At 35.7% G+C, this 14,892-nt stretch carries 14 protein-coding genes; 9 read left to right on the top strand and 5 right to left on the bottom strand.

Annotation, left to right across the window (positions count from 1 at the left end; translation table 11 throughout):
• Window positions 1-92: 92 nt before the first annotated feature.
• From AADJ06_RS04750 to AADJ06_RS04735, 4 genes are all read left to right on the top strand, one after another.
• Window positions 93-2,294, top strand: a complete 2,202-nt coding sequence (locus AADJ06_RS04750) for a DUF262 domain-containing HNH endonuclease family protein (protein WP_341225257.1) — start codon at window positions 93-95, stop codon at window positions 2,292-2,294.
• Window positions 2,295-2,645: 351 nt separating this feature from the next.
• The gene (locus AADJ06_RS04745) at window positions 2,646-3,974 is read left to right on the top strand and encodes a dicarboxylate/amino acid:cation symporter (protein ID WP_341225256.1); all 1,329 of its coding nucleotides are present in this window, start codon (window positions 2,646-2,648) and stop codon (window positions 3,972-3,974) included.
• A gap of 234 nt (window positions 3,975-4,208) precedes the next feature.
• Window positions 4,209-4,775, top strand: a complete 567-nt coding sequence (locus tag AADJ06_RS04740) for a Crp/Fnr family transcriptional regulator (protein ID WP_341225255.1) — start codon at window positions 4,209-4,211, stop codon at window positions 4,773-4,775.
• Between the two features lie 79 nt (window positions 4,776-4,854).
• A complete protein-coding gene (locus tag AADJ06_RS04735) occupies window positions 4,855-5,592 on the top strand; it encodes an SDR family oxidoreductase (RefSeq protein WP_341225254.1) in 738 nt (245 codons plus the stop codon).
• A 106-nt stretch (window positions 5,593-5,698) separates the two neighbouring features.
• On the opposite strand, the gene AADJ06_RS04730 is transcribed toward AADJ06_RS04735, so the two are convergent.
• Window positions 5,699-5,893: a hypothetical protein gene (locus AADJ06_RS04730; protein ID WP_341225253.1), complete on the bottom strand. Its 195-nt coding sequence runs from the start codon at window positions 5,891-5,893 to the stop codon at window positions 5,699-5,701.
• A 100-nt stretch (window positions 5,894-5,993) separates the two neighbouring features.
• Here AADJ06_RS04730 and AADJ06_RS04725 point away from each other — a divergent pair, with 100 nt between their 5' ends.
• Entirely contained in the window at window positions 5,994-6,227 is a 234-nt protein-coding gene (locus AADJ06_RS04725) for a hypothetical protein (RefSeq protein ID WP_341225252.1), read from the top strand.
• The gene (locus tag AADJ06_RS04720) at window positions 6,227-6,544 is read left to right on the top strand and encodes a type II toxin-antitoxin system RelE/ParE family toxin (RefSeq protein ID WP_341225251.1); all 318 of its coding nucleotides are present in this window, start codon (window positions 6,227-6,229) and stop codon (window positions 6,542-6,544) included. Before AADJ06_RS04725 ends, AADJ06_RS04720 begins: the two co-directional genes overlap by 1 nt.
• A gap of 10 nt (window positions 6,545-6,554) precedes the next feature.
• On the opposite strand, the gene AADJ06_RS04715 is transcribed toward AADJ06_RS04720, so the two are convergent.
• The 3 genes from AADJ06_RS04715 to hisC form a co-directional block, all read right to left on the bottom strand.
• Window positions 6,555-8,030, bottom strand: a complete 1,476-nt coding sequence (locus AADJ06_RS04715; protein ID WP_341225250.1) for an SLC13 family permease — start codon at window positions 8,028-8,030, stop codon at window positions 6,555-6,557.
• A gap of 211 nt (window positions 8,031-8,241) precedes the next feature.
• Window positions 8,242-8,439 carry a hypothetical protein gene (locus AADJ06_RS04710; protein ID WP_341225249.1) on the bottom strand — a complete coding sequence of 66 codons (198 nt, stop codon included), beginning with the start codon at window positions 8,437-8,439 and terminating at the stop codon, window positions 8,242-8,244.
• A 167-nt stretch (window positions 8,440-8,606) separates the two neighbouring features.
• Window positions 8,607-9,659, bottom strand: coding sequence for a histidinol-phosphate transaminase (gene hisC, locus AADJ06_RS04705; RefSeq protein WP_341225248.1), 1,053 nt, complete (start codon window positions 9,657-9,659; stop codon window positions 8,607-8,609).
• 101 nt (window positions 9,660-9,760) lie between these two features.
• On the opposite strand from hisC, the gene hemF reads away from it, so the two are divergent.
• On the top strand, window positions 9,761-10,663 hold the full coding sequence (gene hemF / locus AADJ06_RS04700; protein WP_341225247.1) for an oxygen-dependent coproporphyrinogen oxidase: 903 nt from the start codon (window positions 9,761-9,763) through the stop codon (window positions 10,661-10,663).
• Window positions 10,664-10,669: 6 nt separating this feature from the next.
• On the opposite strand, the gene menC is transcribed toward hemF, so the two are convergent.
• Window positions 10,670-11,755 carry an o-succinylbenzoate synthase gene (gene menC, locus AADJ06_RS04695; protein ID WP_341225246.1) on the bottom strand — a complete coding sequence of 362 codons (1,086 nt, stop codon included), beginning with the start codon at window positions 11,753-11,755 and terminating at the stop codon, window positions 10,670-10,672.
• 27 nt (window positions 11,756-11,782) lie between these two features.
• On the opposite strand from menC, the gene lpxK reads away from it, so the two are divergent.
• Both lpxK and AADJ06_RS04685 read left to right on the top strand, forming a co-directional pair.
• Entirely contained in the window at window positions 11,783-12,838 is a 1,056-nt protein-coding gene (gene lpxK, locus AADJ06_RS04690; protein ID WP_341225245.1) for a tetraacyldisaccharide 4'-kinase, read from the top strand.
• A 27-nt stretch (window positions 12,839-12,865) separates the two neighbouring features.
• Complete coding sequence (locus AADJ06_RS04685) at window positions 12,866-14,728, top strand: putative porin (protein WP_341225244.1); 1,863 nt, start codon at window positions 12,866-12,868, stop codon at window positions 14,726-14,728.
• The last annotated feature ends 164 nt before the right edge of the window (window positions 14,729-14,892 follow it).

Below are 14,892 nucleotides of genomic sequence, written 5' to 3'. Positions count from 1 at the left end.
AGAGCTCAAAAGCAATCTAGTTAAGAGCATGCACAAAAGGTGGTGGATGAATTCTTGGGTATAAATTTGACAAAGAATTAAAAGAAAAAGAAATGAAAACAGAAAGTCACTCAATAAATGATGTTTTAGCTAAAAATGCAACTTCATTTTTTATTCCGCCCTTTCAAAGAGCATATGCTTGGGGAAGACCTGAAATCGAAAGATATTTTAGTGACATTTCAAGGATAATAGAATCTGAATTAGACGATAAACAACATGATAAATTAGAACACTTTTTTGGAACAGTTGTAATTAAGGAAGAAAAAGCAGGTTTTGCTAATAAATCAGTTGTGGTAGATGGTCAACAAAGACTAACAACTACGCTCATATTTTTAATTGCACTTCGTGATTCTGAAACAGAGAAATTAAAAAAAGACTTTATTAATCAAAACTACTTAACCAATAACGCTTCATCTTTTCAAGATAAGATTAAACTTAAACAAGTAACAAAAGATTGGGATTCTTATAGGGCTTTAGTAAATAAAACAGAACCAAATCCAGGAGTTATTGGCATTGCTTACGACTTATTGAAAAAACTCATTAATGAAAAGAAAAGGCTAAACTCACAAGTAGGGTTTGAGCAATATATAATTGCAATTCAAAGAATGAATGTGGCAGTAATATTTTTGGATGAAAGACCTTTCAAAGGCGAAGACCCTCAAATAATATTTGAAACACTTAATTCATTGGGTAAGCCACTTACACTATCCGACCTCGTACGTAATTTTGTTTTGCTTAATATGGAAAGCGACAAGCAATCAGACGTATACGAAAAAACTTGGCATCCAAAAATTGAAGAGATTCTCTATGAAAACACATCAAAATTTTTCAGAGATTATTTACAATACAAAACAGCAAGCTCATTAAAGGTTGTTAGTGATAACAACACAAAAGAATTATATCAACAGTTTAAAGATTTTGTTGATAACGAATTTGATAGTCATTCTGATTTCATAAAAGATATTGTACGCTTTGTTAAATGCTACAAATGGATAATAACAGAGGTTGTAAATGAACCTATTTCATCAAATAATTCAAATGATGGAATAATTAAGGAATTGCTTAGAAATATATTCCACGATATTAAAGCTGAAGCATTTAAACCATTTGTTTTAGGGTTATTGGAATATCATCAATATGCGTTAAATAATATAAAGCTAAGTGACGAAACTCTAATATCCACTTTACAAACAATACGAACTTATCTAATTAGAAGAAGAATTTTAGGACTAACTCAAGGAGAGAATAAAAATATCGTAACCTTGAGTAAGAAAATAGAATCTTTATCAAATGGAAATGCTTCAATGCTTGAGTTATTGACAACTATGTTTTACAGACTTAGATTGCCTAATGACAACGAAATGAAAAACACTTTAACCTCAATGAATTTTTATGAAGGTTTAAAACAATATTCAAAACTAATATTAGGTAAGATAGAAGAATATAATACAAAAGTAGCAGTAGATTTTCGTAATAAAAAAGTTACAATTGAACATATTATGCCTCAAACATTAGAGGATAGTTGGAAAGTAGAGTTAGGCGAACATTTTAGTGAAATTCATAAAACTTATTTACATAACATTGGAAATTTAATACTTACTGAATTCAACAGTGAAATTGGAAATAAATCTTTTGAAGAAAAGAAAAGAAAATTAGTAACATCTTCTCTAAATTATAGACTAGATGTTATTAATAGAAATACCTGGAATGAAGATAGTATAAAGGAGCATCAATTAAATATGGTAAAGTGGTTTTTATCAACATTTCCATTACCAGAAGAATTTAAGGAGAAAGCAAATTGGAACACTCAAAAAATTGAAAATACTTCTTTTTCACCTTTGGATTCAGACGCAGGCGAAATGGCTGAGGGCAACAAGCCTGTAGAACTTCATATCAATGAAGATATCATTAAAGTTAAAACTTGGCAGGATGTCTTTATTAAGTTTCTTAAATATCAAAAGGATAATCCAGCTTATGATTTTGAATTTATACTTGACAATCAAACAGAATTATTTAGAAGAGATGAAACAATTATAAAATGGAGTTCTTTAAAAGAATTAATTGATGCTAAAGTTGAATTATCAAGTCGGTATAAAACATTTAGTGGAAAAGTTTGGGATAAAGAAAAAGAACTTCACGACGACCTACTTTTTATTCACATAAATATTTCAGCTTCCAACTGTATGACAAGAATCGGTAATGTTATGCAAAAATTTAACATGACCGAAAACTCTGTTGAAATAAAATTGAAATAAAGTCTTTGTTTATATGAAAAGTTAATTTATTCGAGTCCGCTACTATTATTATACGAAGTATTACTTTACTCCAAGTTATCTTAAATTATTGAACACCAAGGATTAAAAGGGAAAGCGGCCTATCCATCTCACTTCACCCTAACAAACTCCCTAAAATCCCCAGAATCAAAGCCCCAAACTAGCGGTAGCATATAATAAACCATGATGGTCAGGAACAAAATGGACAGAATGTTCATCCAGATACCACTTCTAAGACAAATTCCCCTTTTATGATGTAAGACATAAAAAAAATAGATGTTATTCTCTATCTAGCATCTTTAATCCTTTGGCATATATTCCTAGAAATTTATAATGATAGAACTAAGACCTCTTAATAATTTATCGGTTCATTTAGATAGGCTTATTAAAGGCCGTTTATGGCTTAAAGTAATCATAGGACTGTTTTTGGGTGCTGGGCTTGGTATTTTAATAAATCCTTCTTCTGGCTTCGTTTCTGAGAGCCTTAGCTTGTCACTCGCTAATTGGCTTGACCTTCCAGGTCAAATATTTATGCGACTGGTTCAGATGATTATGATTCCCTTGATATTTGCCTCCATCATTTCAGGAATTATAGGAAACACCTCAGACAACCTTAAAACTTTTGGTATAAGGCTTTTACTGTATTTCATATTTACTACCATTATTGCTATCAGTATTGGGCTGGTGGTTACGCTTATCATGAAACCAGGGCAATATATTTTCAAGCTTGGGGGCTTTCCCAACAGTGGAGAAAAAGCATTAGAAACAGCAGAACAGCAGCCCAACATCATTGATAATATTCCTGAAGCTATCTCTAAACTTATTCCAAACAATCCCTTAGAATCCATTTTAATGGGAGAAATGCTGGGTGTAGTGATATTTACCATCATAATTGGCGTAGCCATCACACAGTTAAAATCCGATACTGCCAGTCCTATTATTCGTTTTGTGGAAGCCATTCAAAAAATATGCATGATAGTGGTGTCATGGGCTATGATGCTGGTGCCTTATGCTGTATTTGGCTTAATGGCGGCATTATTGTCTAAAATTGGTATTGAAATATTTCTTGGCTTGGGCTACTACATGCTTGTGGTAATTTTGGGTTTAACATTCTTAGTCATTTTCTATGTACTCATGGTGTTTTTAGTTACCAGAAGAAACCCTTTCACATTTTTAAGTTTGATACGTGAGCCGCAACTCTTGGCTTTTTCTACGGCTAGTTCTGCAGCGGTAATGCCTCTTTCCATGAAAACCGCCGACCAAAAGCTTGGCGTATCTTCTAATATCAGTGATTTTGTGATTCCAGTAGGAGCCACTATAAATATGGATGGCACGGCCTTATTTCAGTGCGTCACCACCTTGTTTATGGCACAAGCTTATGGTGTGGAACTATCGCTTATAAATTTAGTATTAATTACCTTTACCGTGGTGGCGGCATCTATAGGAACGCCAGCCATTCCTGGGGGAGGCGTTATCATTTTGGCATCAGTGCTGCAAAGCGTCGGTATTCCAATAGATGGACTTATTGTGATTATTGGTATTGATAGAATTTTAGGAATGTTTAGAACAGCCGTAAACGTAACGGGTGACCTAACCGCAAGTGTAATTTTTAATAAGTTTTATGGAGCGTTAAGTAATAAACCCCTAAGTAAGAATGAATAAAACAATATTATGAAAGTAGCTGAACAGCAAGGCAAAAGAATAGTGGTTTTATGCACAGATATTACATTTTAAGTGAACTAAACAGGCTGACAGCGAATAAGAACATTGTTTTAAAGGAGTATTATGAGGAGTAGGGAAGATTTGATAGATTAGAACTTAAACTTCATTTAGTGGAACAAGTACTTTTTACCAAATGATAAATCAATAGTATTTTATAGTTTTGAACTTGCGGCTATGAAAGAATTGATAGCATATATCTTACAATTTGGAAGCTTAAATAAACAGCAGATTGACCTTGTCATAAGCAAATCAAAGGAATTTGACCTTAAAAAAGATGCGTACTTTTCGGAAGCAGGAAAAGTGCCTAAACAAGTTGGCTTTGTGGTAAAAGGTGTAGTTCGTGGTTGTTATTATAACAATAAAGGAGAGGAAATTACGCGTTGCTTTATTAGGGAAAATAGTTTGATGGTCGACTATGTCAACTTTGAGGCAGATACCGTTTCTTCTGATTATCTACAGGCTTGTACCGATTGTAAACTCATTGTGTTTTCTAAACAAAACTGGGAAGAACTTTCCAAAATCATTGTTGGTTGGGACAAGATAAAAAACAAGATGGTGCAAATATGTATGCATCAAAAATCGAGAAAAGGACCTGTCATTTCGCAAGACGCCACTACACGTTATTTAGAATTTATGGAAAACTATCCAACGCTTCTTAATCGCGTTCCTCTGGCATACATTGCTTCTTATTTAGGCGTTACACAGCAATCATTAAGCAGAATCAGGAAAAATATCAGATAATTGCTTTTTTACCATATGGTAAATCATTTCATTTTTAATCAGGAGAACTTTGTTTCATTAATTTTTAAAACAAAGAAAAATGAAAAAAGTATTAATTACAGGAGCCAATAAAGGCATTGGTTTAGAAACAGCTAAGCAACTATTACAAAAGGAGTTTTACGTCTATCTGGGAAGTAGAGATTTAAATAAAGGCAAAGAAGCAATAGAAAAATTAAAGCAGGAAGGGTTAATCAATGTAGAAGTAATTCAATTGGATGTCACGGATGAAAACTCTGTGAGGGCTGCTCGCGAAGAGATAGACAAAAAAACGGACTCTTTGGATATACTTATCAATAATGCTGGTATTAACGGTGGTAGTCCTTACACGGCACTTGAATCCAGTTCAGACCAGTTTATGGCAGCATTTAATACCAATGTATTTGGTGTGGCAAGAGTTACAAAGGCGTTTATTGATTTATTGCAAAAATCGCCTGAACCAAGGATTGTAAACGTAAGTACTAGTGTAGGGTCTCTTTCGCTGCAAAGTAACCCAAGTTGGCCCGCTTATGACTTTGCAAAATATGCAGTTTATGGTGCTTCAAAAGCCGCTTTAAATATGTATACCATTCAGTTGGCCTATGAATTACGCGAGACAAATTTTAAAGTAAATGCAGTTTGTCCGGGGTATACAAGCACTGATTTTACTTTCCAAAATGGCGGAGATGTAGAAGTTGCAGGAAGTCGAATTGTGAAATATGCTTTGATAGACAAAGATGGTCCAACAGGTAAGTTTTTTAGTGAAGAAACGAATCCTGAAACAGGTGAAATTCCCTGGTAATAATAGCTCTTCGAAAAAGGACAGAGTTAAACCAACTAGGCCAAGACACCTATAGTTTTAAGATATAAACCACCACAGACTTTATGTCCGTGGTGGTTTATCAGTCTCACTTCGCTCTAACAAACTCCGTAAAATCCCCAACATCAAAGCCCCAAACTAGCGGTAGCATATAATAAACCATCATGGTGAGGAACAAAATGGACAGAATGTTCATCCAGATACCACTTTTAATCATATCGGGAATTCTTAAATAACCAGAGCCAAACACCACGGCATTTGGCGGTGTGGTAGAGAGTATCATAAAATGTTGCAGACAGTAGCAAATATTCTAACGTTTGTCAATTCAAGAAAAAGGAAGATTAAATTTAGAATTCTTTATATTTGATAAAAAGCTGAACAAAATGAATTTAGAAGCTCGAAAAATAGAATTTGTACAAGAATTTTTAAAAATTCAAAGTGAAGAAGTTGTTTCTCGCCTAGAAAAAATTTTGAGAAAAGAAAATATTGCTCCTGACGAATCAATATTTGAACCTATGACTCAAGATGACCTGAATAAGAGAATTGACCAATCGGAATCTGATTTCCAAAACAACAGATTTAAAAGCAGTTCTGAACTTTTAGCTAAGTATCAATAATGGCTTTAAAAGTTATTTGGTCTGAATTTGCTGAAAATCAACTTGATAAAATTTACGCGTATTACGAAAAGAAAGCAAGTCCTCAAATTGCTAAAAAACTTCTGCAAGGAATTGTTAACGAACCCGAAAAATTAAGAAAATCACCATTAATTGGACAAGAAGAAGAGCTTCTTAAAGAAAGAGATATTCATTATCGTTATTTAATATTCAAAAGCTATAAGTTGATTTATTATGTGGATACTGAAAACGGATTTATAAAAATTGCTGACGTTTTTGATACCCGACAAAACCCAACAAAAATTAAACGAACGAAGTAAAAGCTTCTTCTCACTTCCCCCTAACAAATTCCGTAAAATCCCCAACATCAAATCCCCAAACTAGCGGTAGCATATAATAAACCATGATGGTCAGGAATAAAATGGATAGAATGTTCATCCAGATGCCACTTTTAATCATGTCTGGTATTCTTAAATAACCAGAGCCAAACACAACGGCGTTTGGCGGTGTGGCCACAGGCATCATAAATGCACAAGAAGCCGCTATGGTACAAGATACCATCAAGATATAAGGATTCACATTTAATGAAATAGCTATAGGTGCCAGTATTGGCAGTAACATGGCGGTGGTAGCCAAATTAGAAGTAAACTCTGTGAAAAAATTAACCAATGTTATGACTACCAATACCAGTAAAATCAATGACAAGCCCTGAAGCATAGACATTTGAGAACCTAACCAGGCTGCTAATCCCGTGATTTGAAATCCTGCTGCCAGTGCCATGCCCCCTCCAAAGAGCAAAATAATGCCCCAAGGCAATTTAACGGCATCTTCCCAGTCAATTAAACGCTCTTTTCCGCCAGAAGCCGGTATCATAAATAATACCACGCCAGATATCATGGCTATGATGGTGTCGTCAATACCGGGGAAGAATTTCTCTAAAATAAAAGAACGTGTTATCCAGCTCAAAGCAGTTAATAGAAAGACAATAGACACTAGTTTTTCTTCTCGTTTCATAGGGCCAAGAGCCGTTAAGAGCCTATTTATCTCTTGTTTGCCACCCGGAAACTCCTTCTGCTTAAAGGTAAAGGCAAATTTGGTTAAGTATATCCAGGCAATTACCATAAGCGGAAGAGCAATAGGTAAACCAAACTTTAGCCACTGGAAAAAAGTGATTTCAATTTGATAGACTTCCTCTACATAACCCGCAAAAACCAAGTTAGGCGGCGTTCCAATAAGTGTAGCCATACCGCCTATGGAGGCACTATAAGCTATGCTTAGCATCAGAGCTTTCCCAAAAATCAAGTTTTCGTTTTCTTCCGTATTAGGATTGTCTTGCAACTGTGCCACTATAGACATGCCGATGGGCAGCATCATAACGGCCGTGGCTGTATTAGAAATCCACATAGATAGCAGTGCCGTGGCCACCATAAAGCCCAAAATGATTTTGGAAACGTCGGTACCTATGATTTTAATGATATGCAGAGCAATGCGTTTATGTAAGTTCCATTTTTCAATAGCAATGGCAAGAATAAAGCCTCCCATGTAAAGAAAGACATATTTATGCCCATAAGAAGCTGTGGTAGTTGCTATGTCAATAGCCCCTGTTAGTGGAAATAGTACAATAGGGAGTAAAGCTGTGACGGCTATCGGCACAGATTCTGTAACCCACCAAATAGCCATCCAAAGCGTAATAGAAAGCAAACTGTATGCACTGGCCGACATTCCTTTGGGTGGCTCAAAAAACTGTAAAAATATAAACAGTAAGGGCCCTAGTATTAGGAATATGCTTTTTTGATTAGGCTTCATTATTAGACTTTATTAAGATATAATGGTTAGTTCTTTAGAATACTGGGGTTTCGACCAAAAGATAGGGAAGAAATATCTTTTTATCGTACTTATCTGTCGCGGATTATTCTTTTTTATGGAGTCTTTAGAAATCACAATACCAAGCAGTCTTCAAAATTCGGAGAAAGGCTTATTTACGATTATCAAAACAAACTATAATTTTGAGAAACCTTCAACCTTCAAAATAAAAAGTATTTTGATTTAAGATATTGACAGTTTTAGCCCCATCCATTATGAATGCCACTCGTTGATTATCATTATGAAATACATAACATTCCGCTCCTAATTTCCTGATAGTTATCACATCGGGACCCAACATCCTAAGAATTTTACCCGCTTTTAGGAGCTCATTTGCTTCTCTTAATGTCACTTCTTTTACCATGCCTCAAAGATGAACCATTGGAGGATATTTAGCAAAAAATGCTAAAATTATTGGAGGTGGTTTTGCGTTTATTTTGCCAGAAATAGGCTCAAACAAAAAAGCAGCTGCTCCAATAAAGAAACAACTGCTTAAAACTAATATTATAGAAGAAGATTCTAAGCCTGAAAAGCCTCCAGCTCAGCCATTAAAGCCCTGTTTTCTTTGCCTCTTCCTATACTTATTCTTAGGCAGTCGTCACAGAGTGTAACATTGGTTCGGTCTCTCACTATTACCTTTTTCTTAATCAGGTAGTTAAAAACAGCCTTGGCATCATGAAATTTCACTAAAAGTTGGTTAGAATCTGAAGGATAAATCTGACGCACTATAGAAAGCTCCATCAGTTTTTTGAAGAGCCTGAAACGCTCTGTCAATATCTTTTCTACGTATTTATCTTTCTTTTCTACATTATCAAGAGCCTCCAATATCAGTCGCTGCGACTCCAAATTAAGGTTATAAGGATATTTAATCTTATTCAAGATTTTTATCAAATCCACATGAGCAAAAGCCATTCCGACTCTTAAACCTGCCATTCCCCAAGCTTTAGAGAAAGTTTGGAGCACCACTAGGTTATCATATTCGCCCATTCTACCTATAAAAGAAGGTACATCAGCAAAATCTATATAAGCCTCATCCACCACAATTAAAATGTTAGGATAAGCTTTCAGCAAAATTTCAATAATGGCACCATCTATCAAATTACCCGTTGGGTTATTAGGCGAACAGACCCAAATGGCTTTAGTATGAGCATCTACCTTTTTACTAATGTCAACCAAGTCTGGCTGATATGTTTCAGTCAAAACACTCTTTCTGGTTTCTACTTGCTGAATATTAGCACATACTTCATACATGCCGTAAGTAGGTGGTAGCAGGAGTATATTGTCTACTTTAGGTTCGCAAACAGCCTTTATAATTAAATCTATGGCCTCATCTGAGCCGTTTCCTAAGAATATTTGCTCGGGATAACAGCCTTTTAAAAGAGCTAATTTATCCTTGATTTGCCTTTGATGCGGGTCAGGATATCTATTAAGATCTTTACCGGCCACGGAGCCATATGGATTTTCATTGGCATCCAAAAAAACACCTTTTTTTCCGGTGTATTCGTCTCTGGCGGAGCTGTATGGTTTTAGGGCTAACAGGTGTTCTCTTACTAAAGAGTTAATTATTGACATCGTTTTTTGATTTATCTAATCACAAAGGACATTAACATCAGGTACAAACATACAAAGCCCTGCCAATTCTTTTCCTAATTTTGCAAAGCAATTAATGAACTATGATAAATAGAAACGAAATAGAGGAGTTTTTTAAATCCTTACAAGACGATATTTGTGCTCAACTAGAGCAAACCGATGGTCAAGCCACATTCCAAGAAGATTTATGGGAACATAAAACTGGTGGTGGTGGTCGCACAAGATTAATTCAGCATGGTGCTATTTTAGAAAAAGGCGGTGTCAATTTCTCTGGGGTAGAAGGTGCACTAGGCGTAGACATGAAAAAGGCCTTGAAAATTAATGAAGATGCCGATTTCTTTGCCACAGGCGTTTCTATAGTGCAGCATCCTAGAAACCCTATGGTGCCTATTATTCACATGAATGTGCGTTATTTTGAGCTTTCAAATGGCACCTATTGGTTTGGCGGCGGTATAGACCTGACACCGCATTATATTAATCAAGAACAAGCCAAATGGTTTCATGAACAGCTAAAAACTGTTTGTGACAAACATAGTGTTGATTTTTATCAAACATTCAAAGTAAGAGCCGACGACTATTTCTATTTACCACATAGAGACGAGACTAGGGGAGTAGGCGGAATTTTCTTCGACCACCTTAATGAGAAGAGCTTGAACTTAAGCAAAGCCCAAATTTTTGAATTCGTAAAAGAAGTTGGGCAAGTTTTCGCTCCCACCTATTGTCATTTGATGACTATCAATAAAGACAAAGCTTATACGCAGAAAAATAAAGGGTGGCAGTATTTGAGAAGAGGTAGATACGTAGAGTTCAATTTAGTTTGGGATAGAGGTACCAAATTTGGCTTAGTAACTGGCGGGAGAACTGAATCCATTTTGATGAGTTTACCACCACAAGCCAACTGGGAATATTGCTTTGAACCAGAAGCTGGTTCAGAAGAACAAAAAACATTAGATGCCCTAAAAAAAGGGATTGATTGGTTGGCTTAATGCCAATCAATTATCAAACGCCAAACCTGACAAATCCCATTTGTCTTTCCCTCCAAGGCTAATAGCACCCTGAAAAACATCTAAAGGGCTAGGCGTATTGTTTTCAAAGAGAGAACCCGTACCTAGTCCTTGCGGCAAAAGGTTGTTTTTAGAATAAGTGTATTGACAAATAGCATTTAAGCCAATATTGGCCTCCAAGGCAGAAGTAATCCACCAGTCTATATTTTGCTTGGCAGCCAAATCAATCCAATTATCTGTGGCTGCAAAACCTCCTAAAAGGGTAGGTTTAAAAATCAAAAACTGAGGTTTTATAGCGTCCAATAGTTTTTTTTGCTCAGCCCCATTTATACCTATCAATTCCTCATCTAAAGCGATAGGTACAGGTGTTTCTTGGCAGAGCTTTGCCATACTTTCCCACTGATTTGCTTTAATAGGCTGTTCTATAGAATGAATATCTAGCTTTTTCAATTCCTTTAAAACTTCTTGTGCTTCATCAAGGGTAAAAGCCCCGTTCGCATCCACACGTAGCGTAAGTTCATCAGCAGGGAAATTGGAACGGATGCTTTTGAGAAGTTTATATTCTGTATCAAAATCTATAGCTCCTATCTTCATTTTCAAAGTTCTGAAACCAGCCTTTAACTTGTCAATAATTTGACGACTCATAAAAGCCTCATCGCCCATCCATATCAGGCCATTTATCTCAATAGCGTCCTTTTTCTCACTAAAAGCATTTTGAAAGTAGGTTCTTTTCCCTCCATTTTGCAAATCCAGTAAAGCCATTTCAAAAGCAAAACGAATACTGGGCCAAGACAAAAACATTTCTGAAGAAAGTGCAGCCTGAATATCGGCACTTTCTAAACCTTCGGTATTAAACTTCTCTAAGAAAACTTTAATAAAAGGCTCGAATTCAGGCTTATAATCAATAGACAGCCCTTTTAAAGGAGCGGCTTCACCAACTCCAAAAGTCTCAGGCGTTTGGCTATCATGTAGCTTTATATAATAAGAATCCTTGGTTTTTAGAATACCACGGGAAGTACCAGCGTCAAATTTAAAATTTAACGTATGTTTGCAATAAGAGGCTTTTAGAGGCATATTTTATAAAAAAACGAAATTACGTAATTGAAAAGTTTTTTACAGACTTTATTGTTTCCATTTGCTATTCTTTATGACGCTGTCACCAAAATCAGAAACTTTCTTTTTGATAAAGGTATCTTTAAAGTTTACGAGCCACCCGTTTTCAGTGTAGGCGTTGGAAACTTGTCGGTAGGTGGTACTGGTAAAACGCCATTCATTAGTTATCTCATCAAAGCTTTTCCTGATAAAAAAATAGCTGTACTAAGTAGGGGATATGGCAGAAAATCAAAAGGCTATTTAGAAGTAAATAGCGAAGCCACAACTGAGACAGTGGGTGATGAAATTTTAATGCTTTATCAAAGGCATGAAAGCACGGCTAAGTTCTTTGTTTCAGAAAATAGAAAACTTGGTATTGAAAATATACTTCTTAAATATCCAGAAACAGAGCTTATTCTTTTTGACGATATCTATCAGCACCGAAAAGTGAAACCATCTTTTTTAGTTTTACTAAGCACTTTTGAAAAACCATTTTTTAAAGATTATCTATTACCCATGGGTAGATTAAGAGAAGCTAGAAGTGGAGCCAAAAGAGCAGACGCAGTCATTATTACTAAGGCACAATCTTTGCCAAATGCTAAAATAGCAGCCCATTTTATTGCTGAAATAAATAAGTACGGACAATCAGAGGAAACACTATTTTTTAGTAAACAGGAATTCGCTTTGCCGTTAAACAACTTCGGAGAAGAATTAAGAAACGGCGAAAATGTGAAGCTGACAAGCGGGATAGCTAATAACGCATCTTTCGAAAAGGAAGTAAATAAAAACTGGAAAAGCCTAGAAACGCACTTTTATCCAGACCACCACGCCTACACTCGCAAAAATATAGAAGAGGCTTTTAGGCAAATGCCAAAACTACCGCTAGTGACAACAGAAAAGGATTATGTCAAACTAAAATATCTGCTAACAGAAAACGAAAAGAAGCAGGTCTACGTTCTTAAACTAGATTCGGCCTTTATTTCAAAAGAAGCTGAATTTTTAAGAAATCTTAAGACGGTTTTTAAAAGCTTTGAAGAGCAAAAGGGTTCTTTAAATAATGGCTAAATTTGCCCCTGAAATTAACTGCATTTGATGAAGCAAATTCGCTTTCTACTATTTATAGGTTTTCTTTTTCCTTTCTTTGGCAAAGCCCAAATATTGGACGATAGCACTAAACAGGTTTACGGCCCTACAAGTACTGGTTTTTTATATGAAAAGAATTTTCTGGAAGACGACACCATTCTTATTCATCCTGATACGCTTATTCAAGGTTTCAGATTGATGACTATTAACAAAGCGAACGGTTGGTTTTGGCAAGATTTAGGAAACGAAGGAACAGCGGCTAAAAACATTCTTTTTCAAACCCCTGATAATGCTTTTACAGAAACTGGTTTAAATTCATTTGGTGCTTTTTATGGGCCAAAGACTTCAGAAATTAAGTATTTCAATACTAAGTCGCCGTTTACAAACATGGCATATAGGCAAAGTTCAAATGGTTTGATGAATGTAGGCTTTACGCATTCACAAAATATAAAACCAAACTGGAATTTGACTTTGGATATGGGCAGAATAGCGTCTTCAAAACAGTACTCTGCCAGTACCAGCGAAGATAGATTGGTAGACCATTGGGATGTTACCTTCAGTAGTAATTTTACCTCAAAAGACAGGAAATACACCTTCTTAGGAGCTCTGATACATTTTAATCATAAACAGATAGAGCAAGGCGGAATAGAACCTCGAGAGGGTGTAGACTTTATTAGTAAGTCTGACTTGGCAGGAAATTATAATACCAACTATCAGCAGCTTTTAAATGGAATAGAATCTAGAGAAAAATGGAATAACTACCATATATATCATCAATATCAGCTTTCTAAAGAGATTCAGGTTTTCCATACGTTTGATTTGCAGCGTCAGAAATACTTCCATTCTGATACGCTTATTGCTGCTAATAATGTTTACAACATTTATCCGGATACTACCTATTCTAATTATGCGGAGAAAATGAAGAACTTCTACCTTTTCAATAATATTCAGAATAGATTTGGTTTTAAGGGCTTTTATAAAGGTTTTAAGTATAATGTAGGCCTAACGAATAGGATTTACTCTTTCACTGCTAAAAGTGGCCTACAAAAGCCAAAGAATTTAGTGGAGATTTTGGCAGGAGGAAACGTAGGGTATTGGCTTCCTGATAGTACCAGTTATTTAAACACTGACTTTTATATTGGCTTTGGAGCCAAACCAAATGTGTATTTGAATGCGAATTTGAAGTACAAAGGCTTTGACTTGGGTTTTAAATTTGTCACCAAACCACCGTATTTATTTAATCAAAACTTCATTAGTCCTGTTGCCAATTGGGCAAATGACTTCGGCAATGTAACCTATACAGAAGCCTCAGGAAGGTATCGCTTCGATTTGGGTAAATTCTGGTTTGAACCTAGTGCCAGAATTAATCTGGTGAGTAATCATTTGTATTTTGACCAGGAACTGCTTCCGCAGCAACTTTCTAGCGAGGCATTTTTATATGACCTTAACCTCTTTACAGGCATTCAGTTGAAGAATTTTAAGTTCTCTAACCGTTTTGTGCTAACACATGCAGATAATGCTGATGTGTTTAGAATTCCAACGATATTAAATAACACAAACCTAGAGTTTCACATTTTTTACGCCAAGGTGCTACATTTATACATAGGAACAGATGTTTACTTTAGGTCGGCTTATAAAGCAGATGGATATTCACCACTGTTGAGAGGTTTTCACCTACAAGATAGCCAACCAGTATGGGGCTTACCCGTTGCAGATGTTTACACCAATTTTGTGGTGAAGCGAGTTAAGCTAGCTTTTAGTTTTAACTTCCTAAATCAGGGGCTGCCTTACAGCGGATTTTACACTACGCCTGATTATGTAGCCATGTCAAGAACCTTCTTTATAAAGGTGAACTGGCCACTTTTTGATTAAAGGCGGTCAGCCAGAAATTTAATTTAAAAGCCAAATTGCTTGAAATAGGCGGGCTTCGGTATAGATGGGATCTTCAACCCCAGTCACCTGAATGATGCTCCTGCTAATTTAAATGGTGGATTATACCATTAGAGTAACTTAATACTATACTCCAACACATAATC

Source organism: uncultured Arcticibacterium sp. (assembly GCF_964021845.1).
In the GTDB taxonomy this organism is placed as follows: Bacteria; Bacteroidota; Bacteroidia; order Cytophagales; family Spirosomataceae; genus Arcticibacterium.
Note: the sequence above shows the minus strand (reverse complement) of the source record. Positions and strands in the feature narration are given on the sequence as shown.